This window comes from Mycolicibacter algericus DSM 45454, assembly GCF_002086455.1.
Lineage (GTDB): Bacteria > Actinomycetota > Actinomycetes > Mycobacteriales > Mycobacteriaceae > Mycobacterium > Mycobacterium algericum.
Genome location: NZ_MVHC01000026.1, coordinates 23,650 through 50,202, shown reverse-complemented (window position 1 = coordinate 50,202; position 26,553 = coordinate 23,650). Strand labels below are relative to the sequence as shown.

Below are 26,553 nucleotides of genomic sequence, written 5' to 3'. Positions count from 1 at the left end.
GTGCTGGCGGGGGTGGCCGGGGTGCTCGGGGTCGCCGACAGCGGTGATGAGCACCCCGGCGTGGTCTCACCCCCGCCGACCACCACCGTGCATCCGACACAGACCGTCACCGTGACAGAGTCTCCCTCGCCGCCGGCTCCGCTGATGTCCCCGCCCGCGCCGGTGCCCTCCCAGACGATTGTGCCGCCACCGCCAACATCGATCCAGGTCGTGGCACCGCCGGCGACGTCGATCGAGGTCGTGGCGCCGCCGGCCGGGGCCAGCGCCGTCTGCCGCGACGGCACCTATTCATTCAGTAAGCGCCGCAGCGGTTCCTGCTCGCGCCACGGCGGGGTGGAGCGTTGGGTGAACCCGCCGGCAAACTGAGCCGGTGTGTCAGAGGTTGAACTGGGCCTTGATGTTTCGCGACTGGAAGTGCTCGACGATGATGCCGAGCAGTGGAATGGTGCCCGCCAGCAATACCCCGATGGTCTTGCCGAGCGGCCAGCGCACCTTGACCGCCAGATTGAACGTGGCCAACAGGTAGGCGAAGTACACCCAGCCGTGCACCACGCCGATCCAGGTGGGCGGGTTGTCCACCTTGACCACGTAGCGCACCACGATCTCGTAGCACAGCGCGATCAGCCAGACACCGGTCGCCCACGCCAGCACCCGGTAGGGCAGCAGCGCGCTGCGGATCTTCTCGGCGGGGGCGGCCTGGGCGGGTGTCTCGGTCATGCGGTGTTCCTGTTCTTCCGGTCGTTCTCGGTGAGCTCGGCCAAGTAGGCGTTGTAGTCGCGCAGTGCGGCGTCGTCGGTCGGGGTGGCGGCGGGCCCGGGACGTTCCGGCAGCAGCCCGGCCGGTATCTCGGTCACCGTATCGGGTCGGTGCGGCTCGGGCGGCGCCTCTTCGTAGCGGACGAACTTGCGGTAGGCGTAAACGCAGAACCAGGCGAACAGCGGCCACTGCAGGGCGTAGCCGAGGTTCTGGAAGTTGCCGTTGATCTCCTGGAATCGGGTCCACTGCCACCACCCCAGCGCCAGGCACGCGCAGGCGGCGACGATCACCAGCACGATCAGTGCCGGTCTCCGACGCCGTGTAGTGGACACCCCTTGACGGTACCGCCTGGGGACGCCACGATCGTTGGCGACGACGCGGCAGCCATCGCTGTCGATCAGGCCGCGGATGAATTCCTCGGTGGCCTGGTTGACGAGGTCTTCCTGCCAAGGCTTCAGCCGGATCGGCCGGTGGTGCTTCTTGCCGGGGCCGTGTTGCGGGAAGAGGCACGGCCAGTGCTCGGAGTACAGGTAGACATCGGTGCAGTTGTCGGGGCGCCGTAGCGCGCCTGCACATTGACCGGGCATCAAGATGTCAATTGCCTGGCGGCAGCGTTTGATGATTTCGGGGTACTTCGAGTCGAGGGTGATCCTCAGGTGCCAGGTCCGAGGTTGACGCGAGATGCAGCCGTCACCAAGGTAGAGGCCCAGGAGATAGCAGTAGACGACGGCAGGCAATGTAGCGAAATCATGTATGTGAGGTTCACCTGCCCGTCGTCGATGCGATGGGTTGTGCCGCCAGCCGCGTATCGTGCTCCGGGGAATGCGGGTCTGACGGGCAATCGCGCAGTCATTCATCCCTGACGCAATGAGCCGCTGCACCATGTTGAACTCGTTGGTTGACCGCATGCGCTTACCTCCCGGACGGTCACACGCTAGGAGGTGCTACCGACAATTTCGTCGTTCCGTAGGCGGGCTAAACTGAGTGCCCTTGCGGGCGTGGCGCAATTGGCTGACGCACCGGCTTTAGGTGCCGGCGCTCGAAAGAGCATGAGGGTTCGAGTCCCTCCGCCCGCACCAGGTCAGACGGTGTTTTGGGGCTGATTCCCCCACATTCCCCCCACATTGTGGGGAATGTGGGGGCTAACCTGGTGTGCGTGGCTTCAATCTCCCCATACGAAACCAAACGCGGCAGGCGGTATCGGGTGCGCTACCGCAAGCCTGACGGTCGTCAGACCGACAAGTGGGGATTCCAGACCAAGCGTGAGGCTCAGGCGTTCGCGGCTACCGTCGAGGTATCGAAACTTAAGGGCGAGTACGTGGCCCCGTCGCTGGGCAAGGTCACGGTTGGGGAGCTGGTCACGGCCTGGCTGGAACGCAAGGAAGCCACCACTCGCACCAGCTACTACCGAACCCTGCCGTCGGCCTGGAAGAACCATGTCGCGCCGACGTGGGGCAAGGTCCAGGTGGCCAGGGTGGACCGGCTCGGCGTTGAGGAATGGGTCGCCGGTATGCGCAGTGCTGAGCTGAGCGCGACGGTCGTCAAACGCGCTCACGGCGTCCTGTGCGGCATCCTCGACGACGCGGTGAAGGCCGGGCGGATCTCAGTCAATCCGGCCAGGGGCCTAGACCGGGGCACGCTGCCGCGCAAGACCGGACGCCGAAGGGTGTACATGACCGCCGAGGATGTGGCGCGGCTGGCCGCCGAGTGCGGCGAACACGAGACCCTGATTCTGACCCTGGCCTACACCGGCATCCGTCCCGGCGAGGCGGTGGCTCTGAAGGTGGGTGACGTCGACTTCGATCGCAGGCGGCTGCAGATCCATTCCAACGCGGTGGAGCTGGGCAACACCTTCGATGTCGGACCGACCAAGACCTACCACCGCCGCTCTGTGCCGGTGCCGGAGTTCGTCCTGGACCGGATCAAAGCCGAGTCTTCCGGTAAGGGGCGTGAGGCCTTGGTGTTCCCCGGGCCGGACGGTGGTTACCTCCGCCAGCCGAAGACCGGCAGTGGGTGGCTGGAAGCCGCCGTGAAACGCGCCGAGGTCGAACGGGTGACGTTGTACGGCCTGCGGCATACCTTCGCCTCGCTGGCGCACTCCAGCCGGGCCAGCGTCCTGGCCGTGAGTCGATCCATGGGGCACAAGAGCGCAGCCATGACGCTGGACCAGTACTCGGACCTGTTCGACTCGGATCTGGACGCCGTCGGTACGGCGATGAACACCCTCGGGCTGGGCCTGGATCCGGAGCAGTAGGTACTGCTGTTCCCGTGCGGCACATGAGAGGTCGCGGGTTCGTACCCGCGATGCCCGCTACACCCGCCCTTCGCAGGTGAGGGAACCCTTCACCAATGCCCGCTGAAGCCCGTCGGCGCGCGCACGTAACACCCGCCACTGTCCGTTGGCACGTCTCGGGGTCGACCTCGGGACGGAGTCGTCCTCAGTTGATCCTTCAGCGGCATTCCTGTGAATCTGACTGTATTTGCTGGAAGCATCGGCGACGCTGCTGCTGATTGGTGTTGTGGGGATGTCACAAGGGGTGTCGCTTCCGGTTGTAATTACGCCAGTTTTGTCGTATAGCTGCATGAAAGTACTTGGCCCCCAGGCTCTAGGCATCCTCTAGTCGCGTGAAAGTGTTCTTAGGTGACGCGGTCTTACGGGGTTGCATCCACTCATCCATTCTCCGACACTGATCGCAACGTGAGTTTGCTGCGAAGGGATCTAGGAGGAAAATTGAGCTATACGGAAGACCCCGTCTGGAGGGATGCGGAGGCCGAGGAGTTCATCGGGGTTTCACCTGGGACCCTGGCGGCGTGGCGAAATCGTCGGAACAAGAACCAACCGGCTTGGCTGACGGTGGGATCAAGGGCAATCCGCTACCGCCGGTCTGAGCTGATCGCCTGGTTGGATGCCAATACGGTTCGCCCGGGCGGTAGCGCGCGGTGAGCCGGAAAGCGGGCAGGAAGAAGCCGGTCAAGATTTACGAGTTGTACCCGTACATGGGCACTTTCACAAACAAGCTCGTGCGGTACCAGGGCCGGACGGTGCAGGTCGCGGCCAGGAGTCTGAAGCAGGCGCTGTGGTTGGCCGGGCACGGTCGATGGATCAATCCGGAGGCCGACCCGTTGATCGGCATCGTCTACCGGTGGGCGAAGACCGAATACGGCCTCACTGGCACGACGTGGTGCGGGCTTACAGCTGCGGATATCACGGTCGACCCCGGGGTCTCCCATGGGGACTCGCACCGCAAGATCAAGGCTGCGGTGGCCCAGCACCGTAGCGCCTGCAGTCGGTGCGAGGAACGCTCCCTTGCCGGTCGGCTTCGGCGGGCCGCCCGCATCGGGCAGGAGGTGGTCCAATGATCGCCGACTTGCTCACGCTTGCACTGCTGTTGAGCGTGGTCGTCCTGGTCACGCTCTGCGGCTACGACACCGTGATTGATCGACGTAGTAGCCACAAGAAACCACACCCACCTGGTCCTGTTCGTCGCGCAGCGCCTGACGTGGTCAATGCCTGGCCGACGACGTGATCGGCCCGGGAAACGAGGAAGCCCCCGGTCACGCCGGGGGCACCTCCGACGACGGCGACAGCCTCACCACAAAGCAAACCGTCATCCTTGACCATACCGGAGGTTCGGGTGATTTCGACGGCCTCGCGGCTAACACGGATCTGGATTATGTACTCGGCGCGGCAGCTCTCGACTACGTGCGGCGCGGCTGGGAGGTGCACCCGCTCAAGCGCGGCGACAAGGTCCCAGCCACGCGTCACGGGGTCCGGGACGCGACATCGGACCTCGGCCAGGTCCTCGATTGGTGGGGCGGGCGGTACGCCGGTGGCAATATCGGCGGTCGGGTGCCTGAGGGCGTCCTCGTTATCGACACGGACCCCCGCAACGGCGGCGAGGAGTCGCTGGCCCGACTGGTGGCGCAGTACGGCGCGCTGCCGAAGACCCTCACTCACTACTCGGGCCGGGGTGACGGCGGGCGGCACCTGTTTTTCCAGCGCCCGCCCGGCAAGCTGACGGCGAAGCGGCTCGGTCCGGGTATCGACTTGAAGACGCACGGTGGCTATGTCGTGCTGCCGCCGTCGATTCACCCGGCCACAGGCAGGCCCTACACGAGAACCGGCGGGCCGGTTGCACCGCTGCCGGAGTGGTTCGTCGACCTGACGCGGCCAGCGGCGCGGGCAGAACGCCCGGCGCGTCCTCGTGCCGACTGGGTGACCAAGTGCATGGGCGGCAACAGCATCGCCGACTGGTTCGCCAACACCGCCACATGGTCGGAAATCCTTGAGCCGCACGGATGGGAATGCGTTTACGAGGGCGACCCGGACCACGACGAGGGCGCGCAGTGGCGGCACCCAGCGGCCACGGCGGCGACGTCAGCGACCGTGCGGTATGGCTGCCTGTTCGTCTACTCGACGTCGACCGAGTTCGAGGCGACCACTCCCGGGGATCCACACGGCTACACGAAGTTCCGGGCCTATGCCGTACTCAACACCGACGGCGACCTGCGCGTCGCCGCCAAGAAATTACGCAAGAAACGAAGCCGTGAGGCTGGAAGGAGCACGTGATGACGAACAACGACGGCGACGAACTCACCACCACCACCTACGACGACGAGATCCCTGACATGCATGCCTACCGCAACCCGCCCGAGGAGCCAGAGGTCGCCCAGGTCGCCGAGGAGGCGACGGTGACCGCGCAGGAAGAGGTCGTCGACGACGAGGAGAACGACAACGACACATCACGTCCGTCAATCGCGACCCAGCTGGCGGTGATGGCCCGGGAGTTCTACACCTTCGGGGTGGACGAGAACGGCGAGACTTTCGCCTGCGACAACGCGCTCCCTCACGTCGCGCTGTCGATGTCAAACAACTCTCGGGGCGGGCTGAAGGCTCGACTACTCGACCAGTGGAGCGAGGCTAGCGGCGGGAGGGTCGCCCCAGGAGCGGCGGCTACCGACGCGATGGGCACCCTCGACTGGGGCGCTCGACGAAATCCGGTCACTCCGGTCCACATGAGGATCGCTGACCACGACGGCACGATCTACCTCGATTGTGCCGACGAGCAGAATCGGGTGATCGTCATCGACAGCGGTCGCTGGAGGGTTGCCGACGAGGACGTGCCGGTTGTCTTTCGCCGCTCGACCTTCTCGCTGCCATATCCGGTCCCAGAGGGCGAGAGCGACCTGGCGCTGCTGTGGGACCACCTCAACGTCGATCCTGACGACCGTCCGCTGGTGCTCGGCTGGGTGGTGGCGGCCCTGGTCTTGGAGAATGTTCCGCACCCGGTCCTGTATCTCGGCGGCGAGCATGGCACGGCCAAAACCAGTGCCGCTCGTGTGCTTCAGTCCCTGGTCGACCCGACAACGGCGGACACTCGAAACTTGCCCAGTGACGAAGGGGTCTGGGTGGCCACCGTGCGGCAGGGGTGGGCGTTGACCTTCGACAACCTCAGCGAGCTGTCCAAGGGGATGAATGACGGTCTGTGCAAGCTGAGCACCGGCGACACCATCGTTCGGCGCGTCCTGTACACCACCGACGAAGCGTCGGCGACGAAAGCGTACCGGCCACTGATCATCACCGCGATCAATCTGACCGGGGTGCAGCCTGACCTGGAGGACAGGATGGTTCGGATCGAGCTGTCCGCTATCCCGCCGGGTAAGCGCCGGTTGAAGAAGGAGGTGGAGGCGTCCTGGGAGCGGGATCGCTCACGGGTGTTGGCTGGGCTGCTTGACCTCGCCGCCAAGGTGCACCACCGCCTGCCAGATGTCGTGACGCCGGAGGGATTCTCGCGGATGGCTGACTTCCACCAGGTGGTCGCCGCGATCGACGATGTTCAGGGCACGAGCGGCGCGGACCGGTACCAAGACGCGGCTGTGCGGGCCGCCCGGGACACGCTGGCCGAGTATTCACTCGCCAGGGCCATCGTCAACGGTCGGCGAGACTTCGAGGCGACCACGGCAGGGCAGATCTTGAACGCCATGGCATTCGCCAAGGGGGACGGTAAGCAGAGCTGGGCCTGGCCGGACGACGCGCGTGCCGCGTCGAATCAGCTAAAGGGCGCGGCGCCGAGCATGCGGAAACTCGGCTGGACAGTCGAGGACGACAAGGGCAAGAACGAAGCGGGGACCAAGAAATTCACGATCCTTGCGCCGTCGCGTGAAAATTCCAAGGCCGAAAGACCAGCCCCTTCATCCCCGTCAGACCCGTCCCCGCAGGTCAACACTATTTCGTTAGCCCCGTCTGGGGTGGAATCCATCCCCGTGGCAGCCCTGTCACCGGAGATCGTCAACGAACTGACGGAGGTGCACCCGGCCAGAGACGGGGCTGGGTTGGCGCGAGACGGGTCTGGAGAAATCGCTCTGACCTGCGGGGACGGGTCTAACGGGGACGACGGGGATGGCTCGGGAACCTCTGTCGCTGCCTGCCGTTTCTGTGGCGCAGAGCTGACAGTCGGACACGCCGCCGAGCGCGGATACTGCACCGGGCCGGAGTGTTCGGCGGCTCACGTCACGCAGGGTCAACAACCCTCGCGCAGCTCGACTCCGACTCCTCGGGACGTGGCCAACATGGGTCGCCGCCCGGCAGATCGGTCCGTGGTGTGACCGCATTGCCGGGGTCAGTTTCCATCCGTCGGACGCTGGCCCCGGCAACGACTGTTTTCGGTGCCAGTCGTGTTTCACGACAATGCGGTACGGCTCGTCGACGTGCTGGGTGACTGCACTTGGTCAGCCGACCGCCGCGAGCTGCCGGTGGTATTTCGCGGCACCCTCCACGATCCGCTGTGCGGTCCGGTAGTTGATCAACGAGGCCTTGGCGGCGGCGTTGATCGACATGCCCCCACGAGTTGCAGTCAGCACTGCGATGACAGTCTCGACCGGCTGGGTAGTTGTACCGGCGGCAACCAGCTCGGCGGCGAGATCTGCGTCGGCGGGATCTGCGCCTCCGTGCAACACCGCCTGTACGGGCTGTGCCGTGCTTGGTTGCATCGGAGCGGGCTGCATCCGGGACGTACCCCGTGCAACCGGCTTGGCCTGTGTCTTTGCACCCTGCGCCGGTGCTTGTGCCGCCGTCTGCGCCGGTACAGGACGTGTACTGGCGGGTGCTGGTCTAGTGCGGGTGCGCCGTGCTGGTTTGTCCCCGAGCGCGACCAGCATCAGCGTCGCCACGGCGACGGCGGTGTCGATGATGGCGGGGAAGATCCAGGCGGTCGCCGGGCTGTACCCGATGGTCTGCATCAGGTCGCGCAGCGCGATGAAGCTCAGCGCGAACGCGCCGACGCCGATGGCCGCCACGGCGGCGACCGCCCACCGGTACACCGCGCCGGATGCCCCGGCCCGCACCGCGAGGGCGACACCATGCACGGCGGCCAGCAGCACGATGGGTGGCACGGCGGCAGCACCGATCTGGATCGCGACGGGCGGAAGGTACGGCAGCACCGCGTGGGCGATGTTTCCGAAGAGGCTGACCACGGTGGCCCCGCCCAGCATGAACCAGAAGAACCGGACCGCCCGCCGGTGGTTCCGCTGGGTGATCTCCACCTGCACCTGGGTGGTCATCGGCCAGCCCCGTCCGCCGTGAGGCTGTAGAGCAGCGTCTGCTCGTCGACCTCGACGACAACCCGAGCAGTCACCCCGAGGGCCGTCAGGTAGGCACTCAGCGTGCTCAGCAACATGTCGGACTGGCGCTCGATCTTGCTGATCTGTGCCTGCCCGACACCGAGGGTGGCGGCCAGCTCGACTTGGGTCAGACCGGTTACTCGGCGTATAGAGGCCAGATCCAACATGGACACAATACTACTTCAAAGGAATAGTCTTCGAAAGAAGTATTGATGATGTTCGGCTGGCGCGAGTCGTCGTTGGTGGGGATAGCGCCCACGACGGCCTTTCTGCGCCCGCGATCAGTCTCCGATGAGACGTACTGGCTGGTTGCTTCCGATTCGCCGCCAGTTCGTGCCCCGTGCGTCGGTGAACGTGAATTCGACGTACTCCGTGCTAGGCGCTTCCCCGGCATTGCCTGCAACGGTGATCGCAGCCGTCGCGTCGTCAGCGGCAAGTACCGGAATGTCTGCAGGCCGACCGCGTGCATGTGCGAAGTTCTGGAACACGTACACATCGTCGTTTCCGCTGGGATGGTCCTCGATATGGAGGTGGAAGACAGGTGCGGTACTGCGGTTGCGGATGACGACCTGGCGCTGGGATGGTGGCGGTGGATCGCTGCCGCCCCACGTCCGATCTTCATACGGCACGTGCTCAACGATGATCAGGCGGGCCTGGCTGACCTCGTTGTCCTGGCGCTCGGCCTCTCGTGTGGCGGCCAGAGCACGGCGTTCCGCGTCAGCCGCCCGCCGTTCATCCTCTAACGACCGCCGCTCGTCTTGTCCGGCTCGCCATTCCCGCGCAGCGATAAGCAGTGCGCCAAACGCCGCGAAGGTACCGAACGCGGCCAGCCACTCAGGTACCGATCCCAACGCGATTCGCCAACCTCGGGCGTGCAACATCGCGGCCTGGACCGCTACGACTACGCCAAGCATCAGCGTCGCGACGGTGAGCACGACAGTCGCTGTCCGCCAAGGCCTCAGCATCCTGCTTCCTCCAGATTATCCAGGTGTGGCCCGATGGCTTTGGTGATGCCCTCGGCGGCTTGCAGGAGGCCTGCAGGTTCGGCGATTCCCGGGATCTCGATGGTTTCCCCGTAGCCGACATTGCACGGGAAGTGCATCCACTGGTCACCGCTGACCTTTCGTACTAGCCGCAGGTGTGCCCGGGCCACCACGGCCCCCGTCACCATCGGTGTCTTGCGAACCGTCGGCGGTGACACGGTCTCGAACAGGTCGTTCGGCGCTATCTGGAAGTCACCCACGGAGTAGTTCGTCAATATCAGGCTGCGGTGCTTGTCGATGTTCACCAGCTCTCGCAGAATGCGCAGCGGGTGCCCGTTGGGGTTATCGGACACATACGGCTGCGAATCCTCGACGATCCGCCGAACATCCCCGGAGAACCACGTGCCCACCCTTTGTTCGAATGCCTCGGCGCTGTCGAGAATCGGGTACTGAATGCGCCGGGGCTTGACGTCAGGGGCCCGATCTCGCACATGTGGGAAGATGGCGTGGTCCAACGCAGCACGCACGTTGGTAAGGATGTCACCCATGATCAGTGGCCACGAGTCCGGAACCGCTGGTGCCTCAGTGACCTTCACGATAACGCGAAAGTCGGGCCGTCCCCGTGGGTTACCGAGCGACTTCATCTCAAATTCATACGGCGACTGCTCCCGGAACAAGTCAATCGCGGTGCGCAGCGCGTCTGCATGGATCTGTGCACGCTCCAACTTCCGGCGGGCGCTTGGGATTCCGGTCGTCACCATTGCCGAGTTCTAGTCCCTCGCAGGACCGTAACGACGCTTAGCTGTCGAAGCGCACCGGTGTTGTCCGCCGCTCATGAACTCGATCACGCTGTCACCTTCAACCCCTTGTAGATCAACGGCACCAGCTCACCAAGCAGCTTCTGCGACAGCTCAGGGTTGTTGAGGATCTGAGCGGAGAGGTCTTCTGAGGAGGCCATGGCCCCGATCACCGCGCCGACGAACTCGTTCTGCAGATCCGGGCTCGCCGAGAACTGCGCCAGGGTGTTGTTCTGTGCCTGCTGCTGCAGCGTCTCGCTCTCCTCCAGCCGATCCCGGATGTGGGTGACGACGTTGCGCACGCTCGAATCCGGGTGATCGCCGGAGAACAGGTCGTTGATCTGAGCGATGACCTCGTCCAGGGCCACCATCTCGGGGTCGCGGGCGACACCGGTGCCCGCCTCCTTGGGCGGTTCCAGCGGTACGTCGCCGGTGAGCTTGGCCGAGGTGGTGGCCTGCTGGTGTTGGGCGATGTAGTCGAAATCCACCCCGGACAGGTCGATCTCGTGGTGCAGCTGCTCGGCGCTGATCACCGGGGCCAGGTGGCGCAGATAGATCGACAACTTCTCCAGCGAGACATCCTCGTAGTTGATGATCTGGGAGAGGAAGTCGTACTGCCGCAGGAACGTGCCGATGTCCTTGCGGAACAGCTCCAGCTCATCGAGGCCGAGCTGGTCACCGTGGTCGCGAGCGGTTCGTTCCCGGTCCCGGAAGCGATCCTGGGCTGGGGCCACCCACTTGTTCAGCGCTTCGTGGCCCTTGCCTTTGAGGTAGTCGACGACCAGGCCATCGATCTCCGCTTCCTCATAGATCCCCGCCGAATCAAGCTTGCTCATCGTCTGGTGCACGATGTTCGGGTCAGTCACATCGGCCAGCGTCGTGGCTTCGTAGTACGGCTCGAAGGCTTCGACGATGTCCTCGGCGGTGTTGGCGAAGTCCAACACGAACGTCTGGTCCTTGCCCGGCGCGGTCCGATTCAGCCGCGACAACGTCTGCACGGCCGCCACACCGGACAGTCTCTTGTCGACGTACATGGCCACCAGCAAGGGTTGGTCGAAGCCGGTCTGGAACTTGTTGGCCACCAACATCACGTTGTACTCGTCGGTGGCGAACGCATCACGCAAGTCACGGCCTTTAAGCCCCGGGTTCATCAGTGTCGAAGTCTCAGTGACTTTCTCGATCCCGGACTCGGCGTCGGTGACTTCACCGGAGAACGCCACCAACGCCGCCACATCGGTGTAGCCCTGTTCGGTCACGTACTTGTCGATGGCGATCTTGTAGCGCACCGCTGCCTTGCGTGACGAGGTCACCACCATCGCCTTGGCTCTATCATCCAGGCGGGGTGCGACGTTGGCGCGGAAGTGCTCGACGATGATCGCGACTTTTTGGGAGATGTTGGTCGGATGCAGGCGCACCCAGTTCATCAGCGACTTGATCGCCGCGCTCTTGTCGACCAACTCCCCACCGGCACTGCCGGTCACAGCGACCGTCCCGGCGTTGGCGGTGTCCTCACTCTCATAGGTCTGGCCGTTGTGGGTCAGCCGGAACGCTGTCTTGTACGGGGTGTAGTTGCGCAACACATCGAGGATGAAGCCCTCCTCGATGGCTTGCTGCATCGAGTACAGGTGAAACGGGTGCGGAGTTCCGTCGATACCCTTGTGCCCGAACAGCTCCAGGGTCTTGGCCTTCGGGGTGGCGGTGAACGCGAAGAACGACAAGTTCTTCGATTCGGCCCGAGCAGCCATCTCCGCTGCGAGGACGTCCTGGGCATCCACGGTGCCACCGTCTTCGAGTTCATCGACCTCGGTATCGCTCAGGGCCGCCTTCAGGCGCTTGGATGCCTCCCCGGCCTGCGAGGAGTGGGCTTCGTCGGCGATGATCGCGAAATTCTTACCCGCCAAGTCGGATTGTTCCTGGATCAGCTTCAGCGCGTAGGGGAAGGTCTGGATGGTGACGATGATGATCTTTGTCCCACCACCGAGGGCGTCGGCCAGCTCTTGGGACTTCGCCCCGCCTAGACCGGCGATGTGGGCGACGACCCCTGGGGTTCGGTCGATCTGTCGGATCGCCTCCTGCAACTGGGTGTCGAGCACGGTGCGGTCGGTGATCACGATGACCGAGTCGAATACCGCCGTGTTGGCGTCGTTGTGCAGCACGGAAAGCCGGTGCGCCAGCCAGGAAATCGAGTTGGTCTTCCCCGATCCGGCTGAGTGCTGGATCAGGTAACGGTTTCCCGGCCCCTGCTCGTGGGCGGCCTCGACGAGACGGGTGACGGCCTCCCACTGGTGGAAGCGCGGGAACAGCATGGTCTGCTTGCGGACCTTCTTGTTCGTGACCGGGTCGATGGTCTCGTCGATCTGCAGGTGCATGAACCGGCCCAGGATGTCCAGCCAGGTGTCGCGGGCCAGGATCTGCTGCCACCAATAGGCGGTACGAGACCCGTGGGGGTTCGGCGGGTTACCCGCGTGTCCGTGATCGCCCCGGTTGAACGGCAAGAACACAGTGTCCTTGCCCGCGAGCCGGGTGGTCATCTGTACCTCGCTGTTGGAGACGGCGAAGTGCACCAGCGCCCGAGACCCGAACGCCAGCAGGGGCTCGCCCTTGGGAGGCCGGTGGTGTTTGTACTGCAGGACAGCGTCGGCAATGCTCTGGACACTGAGGTCGGTCTTCAACTCGGCGGTCGCTACTGGGATGCCGTTGACGAAGAACACTAGATCGATGCTGTTGTGGTTCTGCGTCGAGTATTGCACCTGGCGCATCACCCGAAGGCGCACCGCCGCATACTTCTTGGCTGTCGTCTCGTTCAACGTCGTGTTCGGCCTGAACTGGCACATCTGAAACTGGGCGTTGAGGTCCTTAAACCCCCGCCGCAGCACCGACAACGTGCCGCCGTTGGCCTTCGGATCAGCTCCTAACGCCTTCACCAGCGTGACCAACACCCCAGCCTGTGCCTTGGCCAACGCCTCACCGGTCAGCTCCGGCTTGACCCGTTTGGCCAACTGCTGCGGCTGGGTGTCGGCCAGCCACCCGAACACATCCTCCGGAAACAGTGCCAGCTCACGGTCATACCCGTCATCGGTCGGTGAGTACAGCCAGCCGTGCGCGGCGAGGTACTCGCAGATCTCGGCCTCAAAGGCGGACTCATGGTGCTGGGTCATTCCGGCACCACCCCGGCGGACGAGGCCAATGCGAGTTGTTCGATGGCATCGACGGATTGTCCGTGCTCGTTGCGCCAGCTGATGCGACCGTTGTTGGTGCCCCCGACGAGGACGCACCCTGCTGCTGAAGGACTGGTAAACAAGTGATCCTTGCGGAAAATCAGGTCATCACCAGCTATCTCCATGACGCCCTCCGCCTCCAACCCGTCACGCTGACGGGCTACACGGCTCGGTGCCGAGGGGCGTAGCGCGGCGCGGCCCTTCGATCCGGCGAGCACCAACAGGCCTTCTGCCGTTTGGTACCCGCTGGCCTGGCACCCGGCCTCCTGGAAGAACAACAGCTCCGGTTCGTCACCAGTCCCCGACCCCGAACCGGCGGCGCGAGACGACACCGGCTTGATCGCTTCCAGCACAGGGGCCCCCAATGTGGCTAGCAGCACGGTGATGGTGTCGATGAACTCCTGGCAGTCAGCCTCCAGCGGCTCCGGTGTGAACGGGTTCGACGCCTGATTGCCATTGACCAGGGCATAACGCCCAGCAGCTTTCGCCCGCGCTATCGACAACCACTCCAGGTAGGCCACGTGTGTCGAGGTCCACTCGTTGGTCAACGACACTGCGACCATCGCCTTGGTCCAGAAGTCCTTGGTGGCGGTGTGCTGTTGCAGGCGGGCACCCACGTTTCCTGACTGGCCGATGTAGCACTGTGGGGTGTCGTCGTCGTTGGAGCCGAAGAGGTAGTAAACGCCGACTTGCCCAGCCTCAGGGCGCTGAAGGAACTGCGTGAGCAGCGACCGGGGGACCTCAAACACCCGCACCGTGCGCGTCGTCAAGTTTGCCACCCGAACACCCGCAGGATCACCCGACGGCAAGTAGATCTGAATCGTCTGCGCCCGCGCCACCACTACGCTGCCCCCCGCACATCGATCTTGCCGGTCACCGCATCAGTGATCAGCGCCGAGCGGAACTCCCGCAGAGTGTCGATCACCTCGTTGGCCTTGGCGATCAGGGTGTCGATCTTCTCGCACCGCTGATCTAGGAAGTCGACTATCTCTCGCTGCTGATCAATTGGCGGCAGCGCAAGCAAGATTCGGATCATCCGAGTAAGACCGAGGTCTTGGTTAGTGGCACCCCGGGTGTACAGCTGGGACTGCTCGTAGCATCCACTGCTGTTCAGGGAGTACGCCAGATGTTCGGGGCTGATGAGGTCGCGATGAAGTTTAAGTACCGCCACGTGGACCCAGACCTGGAACCGTTGGGTGAGGTCCACAGCTCGCGCGATGCCTGTTGTTCCCCCCTTTGTGTACAGGACGTCTCCCACCTCGGGGACGACACGCCGAGAGAACTCCTCGAAGTCTGCCTCGGAGATGAATTTCGCATCATCGAGGGACCAACCGTCAACCCTGACATTCCGTGCAGACAGGAACATCACGCCCTCATCGACATACGACGGAGAGAAGTGTGGCCCGTCAGAAATCGAACGGCAGAGTCGACCAAGACGCGTCACAGTCCAGTGCTGCGGGATATCACCGAGCCAGTCGACGCCGGTGTCTTTCATCTCGACGTCAGGGTCCAGTCCTTTGGTGACGGCGTGGGTGATGGTGGCGGTGCGGTCCTCGCGCAGGGTGGCGATGAGCTGCTCCTGCTTGGCGATCAGTACGTCGATCTTCGCCGTCTCGTGGTCGAGAAACCTGACGATCGACTGCTGCTCAGTGTGGGGCGGGAAGGGGACCATGAGTTCACGTGCATCAGCCCAACGGAAATCCGTCGAGCGCTCGCGGATTCCCTTCGCTATCGACGTGAGATACCCGGACCTAGCGACGTGTCGGAGGATGTGCGCATAGTAATGGGGGTCGACTCCGGCTTCGGGACGGCAGACCGAGACCACCGGAGAACATTTTCCAGACGAGTCCGAAACACCAACCGCACCGGCAAAGCCATCCATCGCATGGATAGCTAAGTCGCCCGGCTCGATGCCCTGGTACCCGATGTACTTGTCCGCTTCAGTGAACCCGTCTACGCGCCGATTTGACCGGGCAGTCACAACTCCGTCCCTGAAAGCCGTGACAGTCTCCGCGTCGGCGGAGTACGGGCGTTGTAGCCGTTTGAATGCGTACTTCAACCGATCGAGTTTCCAGCCTGTCGGCACGCGACCCAGCCAGTCGATCCCCGAATCGCGACAGACGCGATCCGTTGACCAGGTCATGCCCCGACCTCGGCGAGCATGCCTTGGATCTCACCGACGAGGACCCGCAAGTCTTTCTGGATCTCCTCCAGCGGCCTGGGCGGCGTGTAGCGGTAAAACTGCCGGGTGAAGGGGATTTCGTAGCCGATCTTGGTCTTGTCGTGGTCGATCCAGGCGTCGAGGACGTGAGGTAGGACTTCACGGGTGAAGTAGTCCTCGATGTCATCGGTGAGCGGCACGTTCTCGGTGTCACGTAGGGCTGTGTCGGGTTCGGGGTTGCCCTTGCGGTCGGTGACGATGCTGGCGGTGTCGTCGTGCTCGCCGACGGTCGACCAGATCGTCTTGATCAGCGGGGCCGGGGGTTTGGCCAACCCAGCCTTGTGGAGGGCATCTCGGAGTTCCGTGACGAACTCGTCGCGGTCCTTCCACTCCCAGCCGATCAGCCCGGTCAGGGCGTTGCGGATCGCCGCCTGCTCACTGGTCTTGAGCTTGGTGATGCCCTTCTGCGCCAAGACTTCTTCGACGTTGTCGGCGCTGGGGGTGAACCGCAGTTGCAGGGGGCGTTCCACGGTGATGGTGGAGTAGCCGAACTCCTCGCCCTTGAAGACCTTCGAGTGGGCCGGGCGCTCGACGGTGCCGTGTTCGTTGCGGTAGCCCTCATAGAGGTGACAGATCCGCTCGATGTCCTTGGACCGTAACTCCTTTCGCTTGGACCCCAGCGATTTGCGCATCTTGCCGTACATCTCCACGGCGTTGATGAGCTGTACCTTGCCGCGCCGCTTGGTGGGCTTGTTGTTGTCCAGCACCCAGATGTAGGTAGCGATCCCGGTGTTATAGAACATGTCGGTCGGCAGCGCGATGATCGCATCCAACAGATCATTCTCGATGATCCACTGCCGAATATTGGACTCCCCGGACCCGGCCCCACCGGTGAACAACGGAGAGCCGTTGAGCACGATCGCCAGGCGGCTGCCGCCCTCGCCACCCTTGACGGGCTGCATCTTGGAGATCAGGTGCAGCAGAAACAGCATCGACCCGTCGGAGACCCGGGGCAGGCCGGGGCCGAAGCGTCCGGCGAAGCCGCGCTGCTCGTGTTCGTCGGTGACCTTCTTCTGCTGGGTTTTCCAGTCCACCCCGAACGGGGGGTTGGACAGCAGGAAGTCGAAGGTCTTGGTGCGGTGGCCGTCGTCGGTGAGGGTGTCGCCGAGGTAGATGTTGTCGACGTCTTGGCCCTTGACGATCATGTCGGACTTGCACAGGGCGTAGGAGCGCGGGTTGACGTCCTGGCCGTAGAGGACCGGGCGGGCCTTGGGGTTCATCGCGACCAGATGGTCGTAGGCGACCGAGAGCATGCCGCCGGTCCCGGCGGCGGGGTCGTAGATGGTGCGTACCGTGCCCGGCTTGGTCAGGGCGTCGTCCTCGGTCAGGAACAAGATGTCGACCATGAGGGCGATGACTTCGCGGGGGGTGAAGTGATCACCGGCCTGGGTGGCGTTGGAGTCGGCGAACTTGCGGATCAGCTCTTCGAACACGTAGCCCATGTCGTGCTGGGTGACGACGTCCGGGTGCAGGTCGACGGCGGCGAACTCCTTGACGATGAGATACAGCCGGTCGGTCTTGGCGAGGTTGGCGATCTCGTCGAGCATGCCGAAGCCCTCGAAGACATCGCGCACGTTGGGGGAGAAGTGCTCGATGTAGTCGATGAGGTTGTCGGCCACCCCCTCGGGGTCGCTGATCAGGGAGGCGAAGCTCCACCGGGAGGTGTTGTAGAACGGCAGCTTGAACTTGGCCTTGAGCAGCACGTCGGGGTCGACCTTGGTCGCGGCGATCTTCTTGTACTCGGCAAGCACCTGGTCCTTGGTAGGTTCCAGGATGCAGTCCAGGCGGCGCAGGATCGTGAACGGCAAGATCACGTCGCCGTACTGGTTGGGCTGATACGGCCCCCGCAGCAGGTCGGCGATCTTCCAGATCAGGTTGGCGTGGTTCTGGGCCTGCGCGTTGGTCTGCGCCATGTCCTTGATCCGCTCCCTACAGTCGAGTTCCAGTCAGAGCGAAGCTACCCCGAACGTCCGGGACGAGGTCGCATGTTCTAGCCAGCGCCCTGCCGTGGCGTCCCCGCTTCCCGCTGCACCGGGCTGCGGTGGCCGCAGTATGTCGGCCTGCTCGGACATACTGATCGCCATGACCCAGGACACCTGGATCGACCGCGACCTGCCGGTGCTGCAGGCTGTCGTCGACATCTACGAAGAGACGGGCACCTACCTCACGAAGGTGTCTGCGATCGAGGCAGCGACCGGCCTGGATGCCGGTGCCGTCCAACGTGCACTGCGACGACTCAACACCGAGCCGTCGTTTTTCGAGAAGGTGACGGCGGCGTTCGGCGGCATGATCATTATGGTTGGGCCGCCGACCAGGCATGCGCTTCAAGTCGCCGGTGCCTGGCCATCACCGGAACAACTCCTCGAACGGCTCATCACCGCCCTGGACACGGCTGGTGACGACGATGACCGTGGTGTCGAAGAGCGGGGCAAGTTCAAGCAGCTCGCGGGCAACCTTAGGTCGTTCGCTTCCAAGGTGGCGATCGGTGCGCTGGGTTCTGCTGGCGGCCATCTGCTCAGCGGCTAGGACTAACGTCGAGCGCCGAACCCCCACGCAATCGCCTGCGCCAGCGCCTCCGTCCACGCCTCGGTGACTTCCCGCCGCTGGTAAGCAGTGCGGTTGCGCCACAACGAACCCGGGTGGTGTGTGCACCACACGATCGGCGACCCTCGGCGTGGCCTGCGGGTGGGCAAGCCGTCATCCTCCCACCACACAATCCGGGCTTTTGGGTAGATGGCCACCGCCGAATCGCGTGCGTCGTTGCCCAGCGCGGCTACCAGTCGGGGCTGCACCAGCTCCAACTCGCGGCGCAGAAAAGGGCGGCAATTTTCGATCTCATAGGACCGCGAAGGACGGTTCTTGGGTGGATGACAGTGCACGGCATTGGTGATGAACAGATCGGATTTGTCGACCTGGGCCCGGTCTATGGCGGCTTGCAGCACGTTCCCGGACTTCTCGAAGAATGGTTCTTGGACGGCCATGCACTGCTCGCAGAGGCTTTGACCGACCAGCGCCACCGGGGAGGTCAGGCTGCCGTAGCCCGGCGCGGACTCGGTAACGCCGGTGATGTTCAGCCCGGGGCACAAGTCACATGCCTTGATCTCCGCGTCGAGTTGCTTCTTAATCCGCCTGGCGTGCTGAAGCGCGGGGTCGAGCCTGTTCATGCCGACGGTCCCCCTGACGCCAGCAGCCGGTACATCGTCGGGCGGCTCACCCCGAGAGTCTTGGCGATCTCCGGTACCGGCTCACCTGCGGCCCGCATCCGCTCGGCCAGCGCGATCTGGTCGGGGGACAGCGCCCGGGGCCGCCCGATCGGCAGGTTGCGGGCCTTGCGGGCCGCCTTGGCCGCGTCTCGACGTTCGCGGCCCAGCTCCAGCTCCAGCTCGGCCAGACTGGCCATGATGCCCAGGACGGCCCTGCCGGTGGGGGTGGAGCTGTCGACCCCCTCGCGCAGCGACCTGATGACGACCTCGCGGTCGAGGAGCTCCTTGATGGTCAGCATGACCTCGGCGGCGCTGCGACCCAGCCGGTCGATCCCGACGACCACGATGGCGTCCCCGGGCCGGGCGTAGTCCAGCAGTCCGGCCAGACCAGGGCGCTGCTCCTTGGTCGACGTGCCGGTCAGCTTGTCGGTGTAGATCCGGTCTCCGTCGACTCCGGCGGCGGTGAGCGCATCAGCCTGTGCGTCCAGGGACTGGTGTCCGGTGGACACCCGGGCGTATCCCAGGAGCTGGCCGGTGACTGGGGAGGCGGTGATGGTCATGCCCATTATCGTATCTCGAAAGTCGGACAATCACCCTTCTGATACGAGACAACTTTCAAGAACGGCCACCTGCGGATACAGCGCGAGCAGGACCGGGTGGCGAAGGCGTCTCGGAACTAAAGAATCGAGACACCGATCGGGAGCATGGCAGTTGGCACGCTCGTCACTGACGCGCAGCCTGCAGCGATGCTCGCGGCCTGGCACCCCCCGGTGGTACCGACGTTATTCATCGCCTAGACGGGGAAGTGGCCCATCCGGGTTCACTACCGTCCACTGTATTGCGGGCAGTAGACGGCGATCGAGCTTTCGACCATGGCGGCCACCTTCTCCTTGCTGGGCTTGTCCCAGCGTTCCTCCTGGTCCCGGTACATGTCGTCGATGGTCTGCTGCTTCGAGTGATCGCCCAGATAGTCGCAGACGTTGTGCCCCATCTGGATCACCCCGGCGCGGTCTTTGATCGTGAGCCCGGCGTCTATTAATCGCTGCACGAAGACCACATCGGGGTCGGGCGGCGCTGGCTGGGCGGGGACGGGACGCCGATCCGCTTCGTTTGCAGGGTGTGATGTGTGTGTCGATGGGGCGGCCGACGTGCTGTGCCCGGCAGCTGGCCTTCTCGCGTCTCGGATGCCGTCGAGGCAGCCCTGCATGTAGTCGCCTGAGTCGATCTTGGGATCGCCGCCAAGTTTCACATCCTGTCGGGCATCCAGGCTGTCTCGGCATATCTTTTCGGGGCTCATGCCGCCCTCATTGATCAATTCGTCCAAGAACGTCGGGTCCGACCCGTCGTGATATCCGGTCTTGTAAGAGTCCGAGTGGCCCGAGGGCAGACCGGGCGAGACAGTCAGACCAACGAAGACGGCAAACAACAGCCATATTGCCCCGAACGCTGCCCCTGAGACCGCTAACCAACGGCCACGCTGATGCGTCTGGCGAATATTCGCCAGCGCGACGACTCCAAACGCCACCCCTGCTAGTGCAACAGCTGTGAAGGCATAGAAGACCCAGCCCGGTGGTCCGAACCCGACTCCAATCCCCCCGATCAATCCTAGGATGAAAGACGAGATCGCCCAACGGCTTCGGCGCGTCTCGGCACGTTGTTCATCTAGTTCCTGCACCTGATCGGGCCGTTCCGACGGCGCACCATCAAGCACGGCCGAGGCCGGGGCCACCTGGGTCGGGACGTAGTTGAGTTCGGGTGCGGGAGCCGCGAGCGTCGCTGCCCCGGCGGCGGCGATTGTTGCGTGGCTGACCGTCGCTGGCAATGCCGCTCGCCGAGCTGCCTGGGCAAGTTCCCTGGCGGTGGCGTAGCGCTCGTCGGGGTCCTTGGCCATGCCGGTGGCGATGACGTCGTCCAGTGCTGCGGGAACGCTGCCCCGGATAGCCGAAGGTCGGGGAGGTGGGTCGAACATGTGGCCCGTTGCGATCTGCTCCAGGCTCTCCCCTGGAAACGGCTGTTGTCCGGTCAGCGCTTGGTGCAGTACGCAGGTCAGCGCGTAGACATCGGAGCGGGCGTCGGCTGTGCCGGTCCGAAACCGTTCTGGGGCCATGTACGGCCATGTACCCAGTGTCATGCCGGTGCTGGTCAATCCGGTCTCCCCGGCAAGGCGGGCGATCCCGAAGTCGATCAGGTAGGCGAAGTCGTCTTCGCCGACAAGGACGTTGGAGGGTTTGACGTCACGGTGGACAAGGCCAATGCCATGGGCGGCCTGCAACGCTGATGCGACCTGCTCGATGATGGCCACGGCCCGATCGGGTGCTAACGGACCGTCGGCGAGCAGGGTTTGGAGGTCGTGGCCGTCGACGAGGCGCATGGCTACGAACAGACGGTCGTTGATTTCGCCGAAGTCGTAGATCGGCACGACGTGCGGTTCGTTGAGGCTGGCCGCCGCCTTGGCTTCTCGCAGGAAGCGCTGCTGGAACCCCTCGTCACCAGCCAGATGGGCGGGCAACACTTTGACCGCCACGGTCCGCTCGGTGACGGTGTCGAAGCCCCGCCAGACCTCTCCCATGCCGCCACGGCCCAGCACCTCGACCAATCGATATCGCCCGAATGGCGTGCCCTCCATGCGGTTTCCTTTCTAGGTGGTGTGGCTCATCAGTAGGGTCTGCCGACGATTGGTTGCCGCGCTACCGTTGGTAGCGGTGCCTGTTGGGCCGGTGCGGGCCGCCGATCGGCCTCAGATGGGGGCCTCCGCGCTAGTTGACCCCGAGGCCTACCTGTGGGGTGGTTCAGTCGACTTTCTCGCGTCGCGGATACCGGCAAGGCAGCCCCGCACGTAGTCGGCCGGGTCGATATTGGGATTGCCACCGAGCTTGACATCACGTCGGGTATCCGACATTTCCCTGCATAAATGTTCGGGACTTTCCCCGAACTCGTTGATATATTCCAAGAACTTTGGCTCCACTCCCTCGCGATAACCGATGTTGTAGGAGTCCGAGCGGTCCGAGAACCGTCTGGCTACTCCGTCTGGTCCGATGGTGAGGTCGGGGCAGATCTGAGCGTTCGCGGCGTTGAGTAGGTGAGCCGCGTCCGCTTGTGGGGTCTGTAAGTGGCTGGCGATATCCTTGACCACATAGTTGGACGACGTCCCGCCTCGGAGCATGTTGCAGGTGCCGCGTCCGATGCGTAGCAGGGTGGCGTCGTCGGCGGAGTAACCGGGGCGGACGAGGGTCAGATACGTAGCCTCGCCTCTGCTCAGCGGTGGTGGGGTCGGGCCGTCATAGGGCACGCAGTCGAGTGGATCTTGGCGTGCACCGCAGTAGCCGGGATCCATGGGACCCGGTTCTGCTGAGCAGATTCCGGCTCCGAGCAGGCCTGAGGTCAGGGCCGCGCAAATCGCGAGCCCAAGGCGAGTGGTTCTGGTCATCGCTATGTGTCGTGTTTTGGAACCGGTGGGGATGCCGGTTCCGTGAGGTCGTTGGGGCTGTGATTCCGTGACTGTGCTCGTGTCATGTCAGTTGGGCAGGCCATCGGTGTTTTCGTACCAGCGGCCGCTGTCGTTACACAACAGTGGCAGTCCTTCCGGGGACTGCGCGACGCCACCGCTGGTGCCGCACTGCGTTTCGGGGTCTCGGACCCCGATTAGCGGTGGTACGGCTACCCAATGCCCCTGCGATGGCTTTTGGTAAACCACAAAACAGATGTAGGTATTGCCGTCAACATCGAAGCCGAATGGGAAGTGTCGACGAGGCGTGCATGCAGCTCGGGCGACTGCTCCGCTCCTGACGTTCGGTACGCCCGTCGCGGTATTAGTCGGAGCTGACCCGCGTTGCTGTAATTGGTTCTTCGTCTTAAGTAAGGCGGTGAAAGCGGGAATGTGTTCGGGGCAGTCCACCATCGCAGCGTTCATGCGGCCCTTCAACTGCGTGGCGTACCTAGACCACCTGGTCAGATCCTCAAGGACGCCATCGTACACGTCGTCCCGCACCCCGTAGTAGTCAAAGCTGGCGCAGACGAATGCCATCTGCTCCATGGGGTCGGTGATCGGCTTTGTCGGGTGAACATATTTGTCGTTGGGGCCCGCCACCGACGTCGCGCACGAAAGGCTTAGTGCGGCACCCGCCGTTGCGGCAGCCAGCACGGTGCCGATGAACAGCCTTTCGATCAGTTTCATAATCCAGCTTCCGTTCGGGGACCAGGTCGACGACCGTGGTTGACGCGCGGGACTCAGCGGCCATCGCCGTCTGGCCCGTCTGTACCGTCAACGCCTGCTGGCGTACCCATGCCACCAGTGCCACCGCTGCCGCCACTGCCGCCAGGGCCGTCGCCGACACCATCGCCGCCCGCACCGCCATTGCCGCCGTCGCCACCTGCCGCACGCTGACTGTCGGGGGTGAGCCCGCCGTTGCCGCCCTGCCCGCCACTTCCACCGTCACCGGCTGCGCCATGGTGGCCAGCTATCTGGCCCTGCCCTGGCGCACCGCCCTGCCCGCCAGTCCCGCCATGACCGGCCTGCCCTCCAGTACCCGCTGGGCCCGTCGGGTAGGTGTCGCTCTCATCGGCACCGTTACCGCCCCAGCCACCGCTTCCGCCTTGACCACCGGTGCCGCCGTTCCCTGCCACGTAGCCGTTTCCGCCATCGCCGCCCGTGCCGCCGAGGCCGCCATCGCCTCCGTTTCCACCATTGGGGTCATAGGGGATATAAGTCCCCATGAGGTACCAACCACCTTGCCTTCCGTCAGCACCCGGTCCACCAGCCCGGCCGACACCACCGCTGCCACCATCACCGCCGTCGCCGTCCACGGCGCGAGTGATGCCATCGACTTCAAGCCCGCCTCGGCCGCCGTTGCCCCCGGCGCCACCGTTACCAGGCGGGGTGAAAATGTCGACTCCGTGCGCGCCCGTACCGCCGTCGCCGCCATTGCCGCCCCGACCGGCGATCCCGTTAATCCCATCAGCAGCGCGGACACCACCGAGGCCCTTCCCGCCCGCGCCCCCTGCACCGGCGTTACCTCCGTTGCCGCCGTCTTGACCCGCGTAGCCATCTGGGTGCGGCTCAGGCGCGCCGATCACGACAGCGCCGCCTCCGTAGGAGAAGCCGTCGGCACCGTGTGCGCCCTGACCGCCGACACCTCCGTTTCCTCCGTTACCGCCTACTCCGCCCGTTCCTTGATCGCCTGACCGGCCGTCATCGGCCAGCAGCCCACCCCGCCCGCCGCCTCCGCCTAAACCGCCATTGCCACCGTTGCCGCCGCTACCTCCGTTGGTCCCGTCTCCGGCGACTGCACCTGTTTGAGAGAGTCCGGCCGAGCCGTCGGCTCCGTCGCCGCCGCGACCACCCGTTCCGCCCTCACCGCCGTGGCCACCTGCACCGAAGAGTTGACCGCCAGCACCGCCGACACCGCCCGCACCACCGTCTCCGCCAGCGCTGCCCGAGCCGCCATGAACACCACTTAGTGCACCGTCTACCACGGCGGCGCTGGCACCGGCCCCACCACTTCCGCCCGTGCCGCCCTGGCCGCCAGCACCGAATAGCAGCCCGCCCGCACCGCCAGCGCCACCCGTCCCGCCATCGCCGCCGAGACCAGCGTGAACACCAAGAATGCCGTCGCCGCCGTTACCGCCGTTGCCGCCGTTGCCACCGTTGCCGAAGAAGTAGCCGCCGCTACCACCAGCGCCACCAGCTCCACCGTTGCCCCCGAACTGTCCATCGCCGCCATCGGTACCGTTGCCTCCGTTGCCGAACAGGAATGCGGCGTTGCCACCAACACCGGCGGTTCCGTTGATCGGACCCGAATTTTCGGTCGCGAAGGTAGTGATCGACGTGTGAATGCTGCCTGCTTCGGCCGACCCGGCGTGTCCGCCGTTGCCGAAGAGCCACCCCGCGTTGCCGCCGCTGCCGCTGTAGCCGTATCCGTTGCCGCCGTCGCCGAACAGTAACCCGGCGTTCCCGCCATCGGGGTTGTCGGCGGTTCCGTGAGCGCCGTCTCCGATCAGATACTGCCCCGATGCGGAGTTGACGAAGTTGGCGAAGACTTGGCCGTCAGAGCTGTTGATCCAGGTGTCGATGGAGTCATGCAGCGGGGTGTAGAAGTACTCGTTGAACACGACCGCTCCGAAGCCGGGGTCGTCCAAGTTCAGAAGCAGGGCATCCCAATTGTCCTGCAGGATCAGGGTGTCCCATGCCGCGCCGAGGGCGTCGGGGTCTGACCAGGTCGAGGACTCGAACAGCGAGGCCACCGTATCGATGATCACGTCACCAACGTCGGCCTGCGCGGTGGGCGCGGTCAGCGGCGTCATCCCAAAAGCCAAGAAAGCGCTGGCCGCACTTCCAGCTCCCAGGACACGATGCTGCACCCTGCTGTACCGACTCGACGAACGACGTTGTTCGACAGTACGGCGACCGCTCATGCACAGCTCCTTGCTGGGGGAGTCAAACCTAGAACCACTTGCCTGCCAGAAACGAGGTCGTGAAGTCGACGGAACTCCCGACCTAGTTCACAGTTTCATTAAAACTATCTGAAGTTTCTATAATTGACTAGTTGACCTGTTTTATGGAAGCAAGTCCACATGACGAATCGTGAACGGGTCCGCTGACAATACAGGCCGGATACGCATGGGTGCAACATGCATGGGCGCGTTGCGCTCTGGCCGATTTCGCTTGAGCCGTATGTCGTTGGACACCGTGCCCGACGACCAGCCCAACCCTGCCCTCAACGAGACCACCCGTGTTTTCGGGGAACGGGTCAGAGACCGCCGCACGGTACTTGGCCTGAGCCAAGAGGCCGCTGCCGTCCGCTGCGGTATTCACTGGACACAGCTGGGAAAAGTCGAACGCGGCCAGCGCAGCCTGCGGCTAGAAACCATCGTCAAGATCGCCGCAGGACTCGACATCGATCCTGGCGAACTCGTCAGCCAACTCCCCATGCCGCAACCTTGACCCTGTGGCCGCGAGACCTCACCACTCCACCGTCACCGGGCTGTAGTCTCCGCGTTCCTGGCGGCGACGCTTCTCATCCTGGACCCAGCGACGTGCGGCGGAGGCACGAGACTCGTGCCACTGCTTTGGCGGCTGTGGCTCACCGATCCAGCCCTTCTCGGCGGTCATCAGGTTCGGCTCCTGTCGCGGTTGTTCCACGGCCCCAGCTGCGGAGGCGCTCTTGCCCGACACCGGCCGGTGGGGGCCGCTTCGTCATCCGAGCCACCCACGAGCGTGGGGTTGGCGTGCCGTCCAGGTGCCGTCCAGTCGGAGCTTCGCGACGGCACTCATGAAGCCCCTTCAGGGTACCGAGGCGAACCGACAGCACCCTGATCGACGAGCTGATTCGAGGCGGTCAGAACCCGTACACCCCTCGGGGCGGCCTGACGGCGATCTAGCCGCTCTTCGGCGGTGGGAGATGCCCACCAGGATCGTCTCGGTCTGGTGCCGCTTCGTTTCGGTGTGCGGGAGCGGTGAAACCGTGAGTCTTCCGACTTGATCGGCCTCCCAGCGCAGGCCAGCGACCGTCGTGCCTCGCGTCACTCCGCCAGGCCATCCTGTAGTCGTCGCAAAGTTGGGCGCCAGCAAGTAACACACAAACGACAAAATTGTTGGTGCACTGAGTGTTCGACGCGCCGGGGGCCGAACCCGCGCTAGCCCCCGCTCAGTCCGGCCAGCCACCCACCGGGGTCGTCAACCCACGCCGCAGGGATGCGGACCTTGCGTCCGTCGCGGATCACTGGACACTGCTCGGTGCGGACCCACCGGCGGATGGT

At 64.4% G+C, this 26,553-nt stretch carries 24 protein-coding genes, 1 tRNA gene, 1 pseudogene and 1 riboswitch; of the genes and pseudogenes, 9 read left to right on the top strand and 17 right to left on the bottom strand.

Annotation, left to right across the window (positions count from 1 at the left end; genetic code table 11):
• A pseudogene (locus BST10_RS23925) lies at positions 1 to 284 on the bottom strand (hypothetical protein); the annotation flags it as partial.
• On the opposite strand from BST10_RS23925, the gene BST10_RS23920 reads away from it, so the two are divergent.
• Positions 211 to 366 carry a DUF3761 domain-containing protein gene (locus BST10_RS23920; protein ID WP_242665676.1) on the top strand — a complete coding sequence of 52 codons (156 nt, stop codon included), beginning with the start codon at positions 211 to 213 and terminating at the stop codon, positions 364 to 366. The pseudogene BST10_RS23925 and the gene BST10_RS23920 overlap by 74 nt on opposite strands.
• Before the next feature lie 9 nt (positions 367 to 375).
• Here BST10_RS23920 and BST10_RS18105 read toward each other — a convergent pair whose 3' ends face one another.
• Together BST10_RS18105 and BST10_RS18100 are read right to left on the bottom strand one after the other, a co-directional pair.
• The gene (locus BST10_RS18105; protein ID WP_013828284.1) at positions 376 to 717 is read right to left on the bottom strand and encodes a DUF3817 domain-containing protein; all 342 of its coding nucleotides are present in this window, start codon (positions 715 to 717) and stop codon (positions 376 to 378) included.
• The gene (locus BST10_RS18100; RefSeq protein ID WP_193374449.1) at positions 714 to 1,088 is read right to left on the bottom strand and encodes a hypothetical protein; all 375 of its coding nucleotides are present in this window, start codon (positions 1,086 to 1,088) and stop codon (positions 714 to 716) included. The genes BST10_RS18105 and BST10_RS18100 overlap by 4 nt, the downstream gene beginning before the upstream one ends.
• A gap of 660 nt (positions 1,089 to 1,748) precedes the next feature.
• On the opposite strand from BST10_RS18100, the gene BST10_RS18095 reads away from it, so the two are divergent.
• The 6 genes from BST10_RS18095 to BST10_RS18075 all read left to right on the top strand — a co-directional run bounded on the left by BST10_RS18095 (position 1,749) and on the right by BST10_RS18075 (position 7,362).
• A tRNA-Leu gene (locus BST10_RS18095) sits at positions 1,749 to 1,835 on the top strand.
• 77 nt (positions 1,836 to 1,912) lie between these two features.
• Positions 1,913 to 3,010: a tyrosine-type recombinase/integrase gene (locus tag BST10_RS18090; RefSeq protein WP_234825584.1), complete on the top strand. Its 1,098-nt coding sequence runs from the start codon at positions 1,913 to 1,915 to the stop codon at positions 3,008 to 3,010.
• A 686-nt stretch (positions 3,011 to 3,696) separates the two neighbouring features.
• A complete protein-coding gene (locus tag BST10_RS18085) occupies positions 3,697 to 4,116 on the top strand; it encodes a hypothetical protein (protein WP_083039604.1) in 420 nt (139 codons plus the stop codon).
• Positions 4,113 to 4,283: a hypothetical protein gene (locus BST10_RS23375; RefSeq protein ID WP_163762306.1), complete on the top strand. Its 171-nt coding sequence runs from the start codon at positions 4,113 to 4,115 to the stop codon at positions 4,281 to 4,283. The genes BST10_RS18085 and BST10_RS23375 overlap by 4 nt, the downstream gene beginning before the upstream one ends.
• A complete protein-coding gene (locus BST10_RS18080; RefSeq protein ID WP_235673566.1) occupies positions 4,280 to 5,326 on the top strand; it encodes a bifunctional DNA primase/polymerase in 1,047 nt (348 codons plus the stop codon). The genes BST10_RS23375 and BST10_RS18080 overlap by 4 nt, the downstream gene beginning before the upstream one ends.
• A complete protein-coding gene (locus BST10_RS18075) occupies positions 5,326 to 7,362 on the top strand; it encodes a hypothetical protein (protein WP_133054445.1) in 2,037 nt (678 codons plus the stop codon). The genes BST10_RS18080 and BST10_RS18075 overlap by 1 nt, the downstream gene beginning before the upstream one ends.
• Before the next feature lie 123 nt (positions 7,363 to 7,485).
• Here the strand turns inward: BST10_RS18075 and BST10_RS18070 are convergent, their stop codons facing one another.
• The 8 genes from BST10_RS18070 to BST10_RS18035 form a co-directional block, all read right to left on the bottom strand.
• On the bottom strand, positions 7,486 to 8,316 hold the full coding sequence (locus BST10_RS18070) for a DUF2637 domain-containing protein (RefSeq protein WP_083039599.1): 831 nt from the start codon (positions 8,314 to 8,316) through the stop codon (positions 7,486 to 7,488).
• Positions 8,313 to 8,543: a helix-turn-helix domain-containing protein gene (locus tag BST10_RS18065; protein ID WP_083039597.1), complete on the bottom strand. Its 231-nt coding sequence runs from the start codon at positions 8,541 to 8,543 to the stop codon at positions 8,313 to 8,315. Before BST10_RS18065 ends, BST10_RS18070 begins: the two co-directional genes overlap by 4 nt.
• 114 nt (positions 8,544 to 8,657) lie before the next feature.
• Entirely contained in the window at positions 8,658 to 9,311 is a 654-nt protein-coding gene (locus tag BST10_RS23055; protein WP_133054444.1) for a hypothetical protein, read from the bottom strand.
• Positions 9,312 to 9,334: 23 nt separating this feature from the next.
• Positions 9,335 to 10,120, bottom strand: a complete 786-nt coding sequence (locus BST10_RS18055) for a hypothetical protein (protein WP_083039593.1) — start codon at positions 10,118 to 10,120, stop codon at positions 9,335 to 9,337.
• An 83-nt stretch (positions 10,121 to 10,203) separates the two neighbouring features.
• Positions 10,204 to 13,314, bottom strand: a complete 3,111-nt coding sequence (locus BST10_RS18050) for a type I restriction endonuclease subunit R (protein ID WP_083039590.1) — start codon at positions 13,312 to 13,314, stop codon at positions 10,204 to 10,206.
• The gene (locus tag BST10_RS18045) at positions 13,311 to 14,153 is read right to left on the bottom strand and encodes a GIY-YIG nuclease family protein (protein ID WP_235673567.1); all 843 of its coding nucleotides are present in this window, start codon (positions 14,151 to 14,153) and stop codon (positions 13,311 to 13,313) included. Before BST10_RS18045 ends, BST10_RS18050 begins: the two co-directional genes overlap by 4 nt.
• 62 nt (positions 14,154 to 14,215) lie before the next feature.
• Positions 14,216 to 15,517 carry a restriction endonuclease subunit S gene (locus BST10_RS18040; protein ID WP_083039586.1) on the bottom strand — a complete coding sequence of 434 codons (1,302 nt, stop codon included), beginning with the start codon at positions 15,515 to 15,517 and terminating at the stop codon, positions 14,216 to 14,218.
• Positions 15,514 to 17,508 (bottom strand): type I restriction-modification system subunit M, encoded by a 1,995-nt coding sequence (locus BST10_RS18035; protein ID WP_083039584.1) that lies wholly within the window; start codon positions 17,506 to 17,508, stop codon positions 15,514 to 15,516. Before BST10_RS18035 ends, BST10_RS18040 begins: the two co-directional genes overlap by 4 nt.
• Positions 17,509 to 17,677: 169 nt before the next feature.
• Between BST10_RS18035 and BST10_RS18030 the strand changes: the two genes are divergently transcribed.
• A complete protein-coding gene (locus BST10_RS18030; protein WP_235673568.1) occupies positions 17,678 to 18,121 on the top strand; it encodes a hypothetical protein in 444 nt (147 codons plus the stop codon).
• A 2-nt stretch (positions 18,122 to 18,123) separates the two neighbouring features.
• Here the strand turns inward: BST10_RS18030 and BST10_RS18025 are convergent, their stop codons facing one another.
• From BST10_RS18025 to BST10_RS24210, 6 genes are all read right to left on the bottom strand, one after another.
• Complete coding sequence (locus BST10_RS18025; protein ID WP_083039581.1) at positions 18,124 to 18,759, bottom strand: uracil-DNA glycosylase; 636 nt, start codon at positions 18,757 to 18,759, stop codon at positions 18,124 to 18,126.
• Entirely contained in the window at positions 18,756 to 19,358 is a 603-nt protein-coding gene (locus tag BST10_RS18020; protein ID WP_083039579.1) for a recombinase family protein, read from the bottom strand. The genes BST10_RS18025 and BST10_RS18020 overlap by 4 nt, the downstream gene beginning before the upstream one ends.
• A gap of 263 nt (positions 19,359 to 19,621) precedes the next feature.
• Entirely contained in the window at positions 19,622 to 21,424 is a 1,803-nt protein-coding gene (locus BST10_RS18015; protein WP_083039576.1) for a protein kinase domain-containing protein, read from the bottom strand.
• A gap of 147 nt (positions 21,425 to 21,571) precedes the next feature.
• Positions 21,572 to 22,132 carry a DUF732 domain-containing protein gene (locus BST10_RS18010; RefSeq protein WP_163762307.1) on the bottom strand — a complete coding sequence of 187 codons (561 nt, stop codon included), beginning with the start codon at positions 22,130 to 22,132 and terminating at the stop codon, positions 21,572 to 21,574.
• Between the two features lie 180 nt (positions 22,133 to 22,312).
• A complete protein-coding gene (locus tag BST10_RS18005) occupies positions 22,313 to 22,972 on the bottom strand; it encodes a hypothetical protein (protein ID WP_083039572.1) in 660 nt (219 codons plus the stop codon).
• A gap of 53 nt (positions 22,973 to 23,025) precedes the next feature.
• Positions 23,026 to 25,098 (bottom strand): PE family protein, encoded by a 2,073-nt coding sequence (locus tag BST10_RS24210; RefSeq protein WP_163762308.1) that lies wholly within the window; start codon positions 25,096 to 25,098, stop codon positions 23,026 to 23,028.
• A 370-nt stretch (positions 25,099 to 25,468) separates the two neighbouring features.
• On the opposite strand from BST10_RS24210, the gene BST10_RS17995 reads away from it, so the two are divergent.
• Positions 25,469 to 25,738 (top strand): helix-turn-helix domain-containing protein, encoded by a 270-nt coding sequence (locus BST10_RS17995; protein ID WP_275987440.1) that lies wholly within the window; start codon positions 25,469 to 25,471, stop codon positions 25,736 to 25,738.
• Between the two features lie 211 nt (positions 25,739 to 25,949).
• Positions 25,950 to 26,072, bottom strand: a riboswitch (SAM riboswitch).
• Between the last annotated feature and the right edge of the window lie 481 nt (positions 26,073 to 26,553).

What these genes read in the sequence shown, in the direction of transcription:
- BST10_RS18070 (WP_083039599.1), bottom strand. Translation starts at nt 8,316, where the DNA reads ATGACCACCCAGGTGCAGGTGGAGATCACCCAGCGGAACCACCGGCGG.
- BST10_RS24210 (WP_163762308.1), bottom strand. Translation starts at nt 25,098, where the DNA reads ATGACGCCGCTGACCGCGCCCACCGCGCAGGCCGACGTTGGTGACGTG.
- BST10_RS18065 (WP_083039597.1), bottom strand. Translation starts at nt 8,543, where the DNA reads ATGTTGGATCTGGCCTCTATACGCCGAGTAACCGGTCTGACCCAAGTC.
- BST10_RS18020 (WP_083039579.1), bottom strand. Translation starts at nt 19,358, where the DNA reads ATGACCATCACCGCCTCCCCAGTCACCGGCCAGCTCCTGGGATACGCC.
- BST10_RS17995 (WP_275987440.1), top strand. Translation starts at nt 25,469, where the DNA reads ATGTCGTTGGACACCGTGCCCGACGACCAGCCCAACCCTGCCCTCAAC.
- BST10_RS18030 (WP_235673568.1), top strand. Translation starts at nt 17,678, where the DNA reads ATGACCCAGGACACCTGGATCGACCGCGACCTGCCGGTGCTGCAGGCT.
- BST10_RS18105 (WP_013828284.1), bottom strand. Translation starts at nt 717, where the DNA reads ATGACCGAGACACCCGCCCAGGCCGCCCCCGCCGAGAAGATCCGCAGC.
- BST10_RS18025 (WP_083039581.1), bottom strand. Translation starts at nt 18,759, where the DNA reads ATGAACAGGCTCGACCCCGCGCTTCAGCACGCCAGGCGGATTAAGAAG.
- BST10_RS18035 (WP_083039584.1), bottom strand. Translation starts at nt 17,508, where the DNA reads ATGGCGCAGACCAACGCGCAGGCCCAGAACCACGCCAACCTGATCTGG.
- BST10_RS18015 (WP_083039576.1), bottom strand. Translation starts at nt 21,424, where the DNA reads ATGGAGGGCACGCCATTCGGGCGATATCGATTGGTCGAGGTGCTGGGC.
- BST10_RS18055 (WP_083039593.1), bottom strand. Translation starts at nt 10,120, where the DNA reads ATGGTGACGACCGGAATCCCAAGCGCCCGCCGGAAGTTGGAGCGTGCA.
- BST10_RS23375 (WP_163762306.1), top strand. Translation starts at nt 4,113, where the DNA reads ATGATCGCCGACTTGCTCACGCTTGCACTGCTGTTGAGCGTGGTCGTC.
- BST10_RS18075 (WP_133054445.1), top strand. Translation starts at nt 5,326, where the DNA reads ATGACGAACAACGACGGCGACGAACTCACCACCACCACCTACGACGAC.
- BST10_RS18005 (WP_083039572.1), bottom strand. Translation starts at nt 22,972, where the DNA reads ATGAAACTGATCGAAAGGCTGTTCATCGGCACCGTGCTGGCTGCCGCA.
- BST10_RS18050 (WP_083039590.1), bottom strand. Translation starts at nt 13,314, where the DNA reads ATGACCCAGCACCATGAGTCCGCCTTTGAGGCCGAGATCTGCGAGTAC.
- BST10_RS18010 (WP_163762307.1), bottom strand. Translation starts at nt 22,132, where the DNA reads ATGGATCCCGGCTACTGCGGTGCACGCCAAGATCCACTCGACTGCGTG.
- BST10_RS18040 (WP_083039586.1), bottom strand. Translation starts at nt 15,517, where the DNA reads ATGACCTGGTCAACGGATCGCGTCTGTCGCGATTCGGGGATCGACTGG.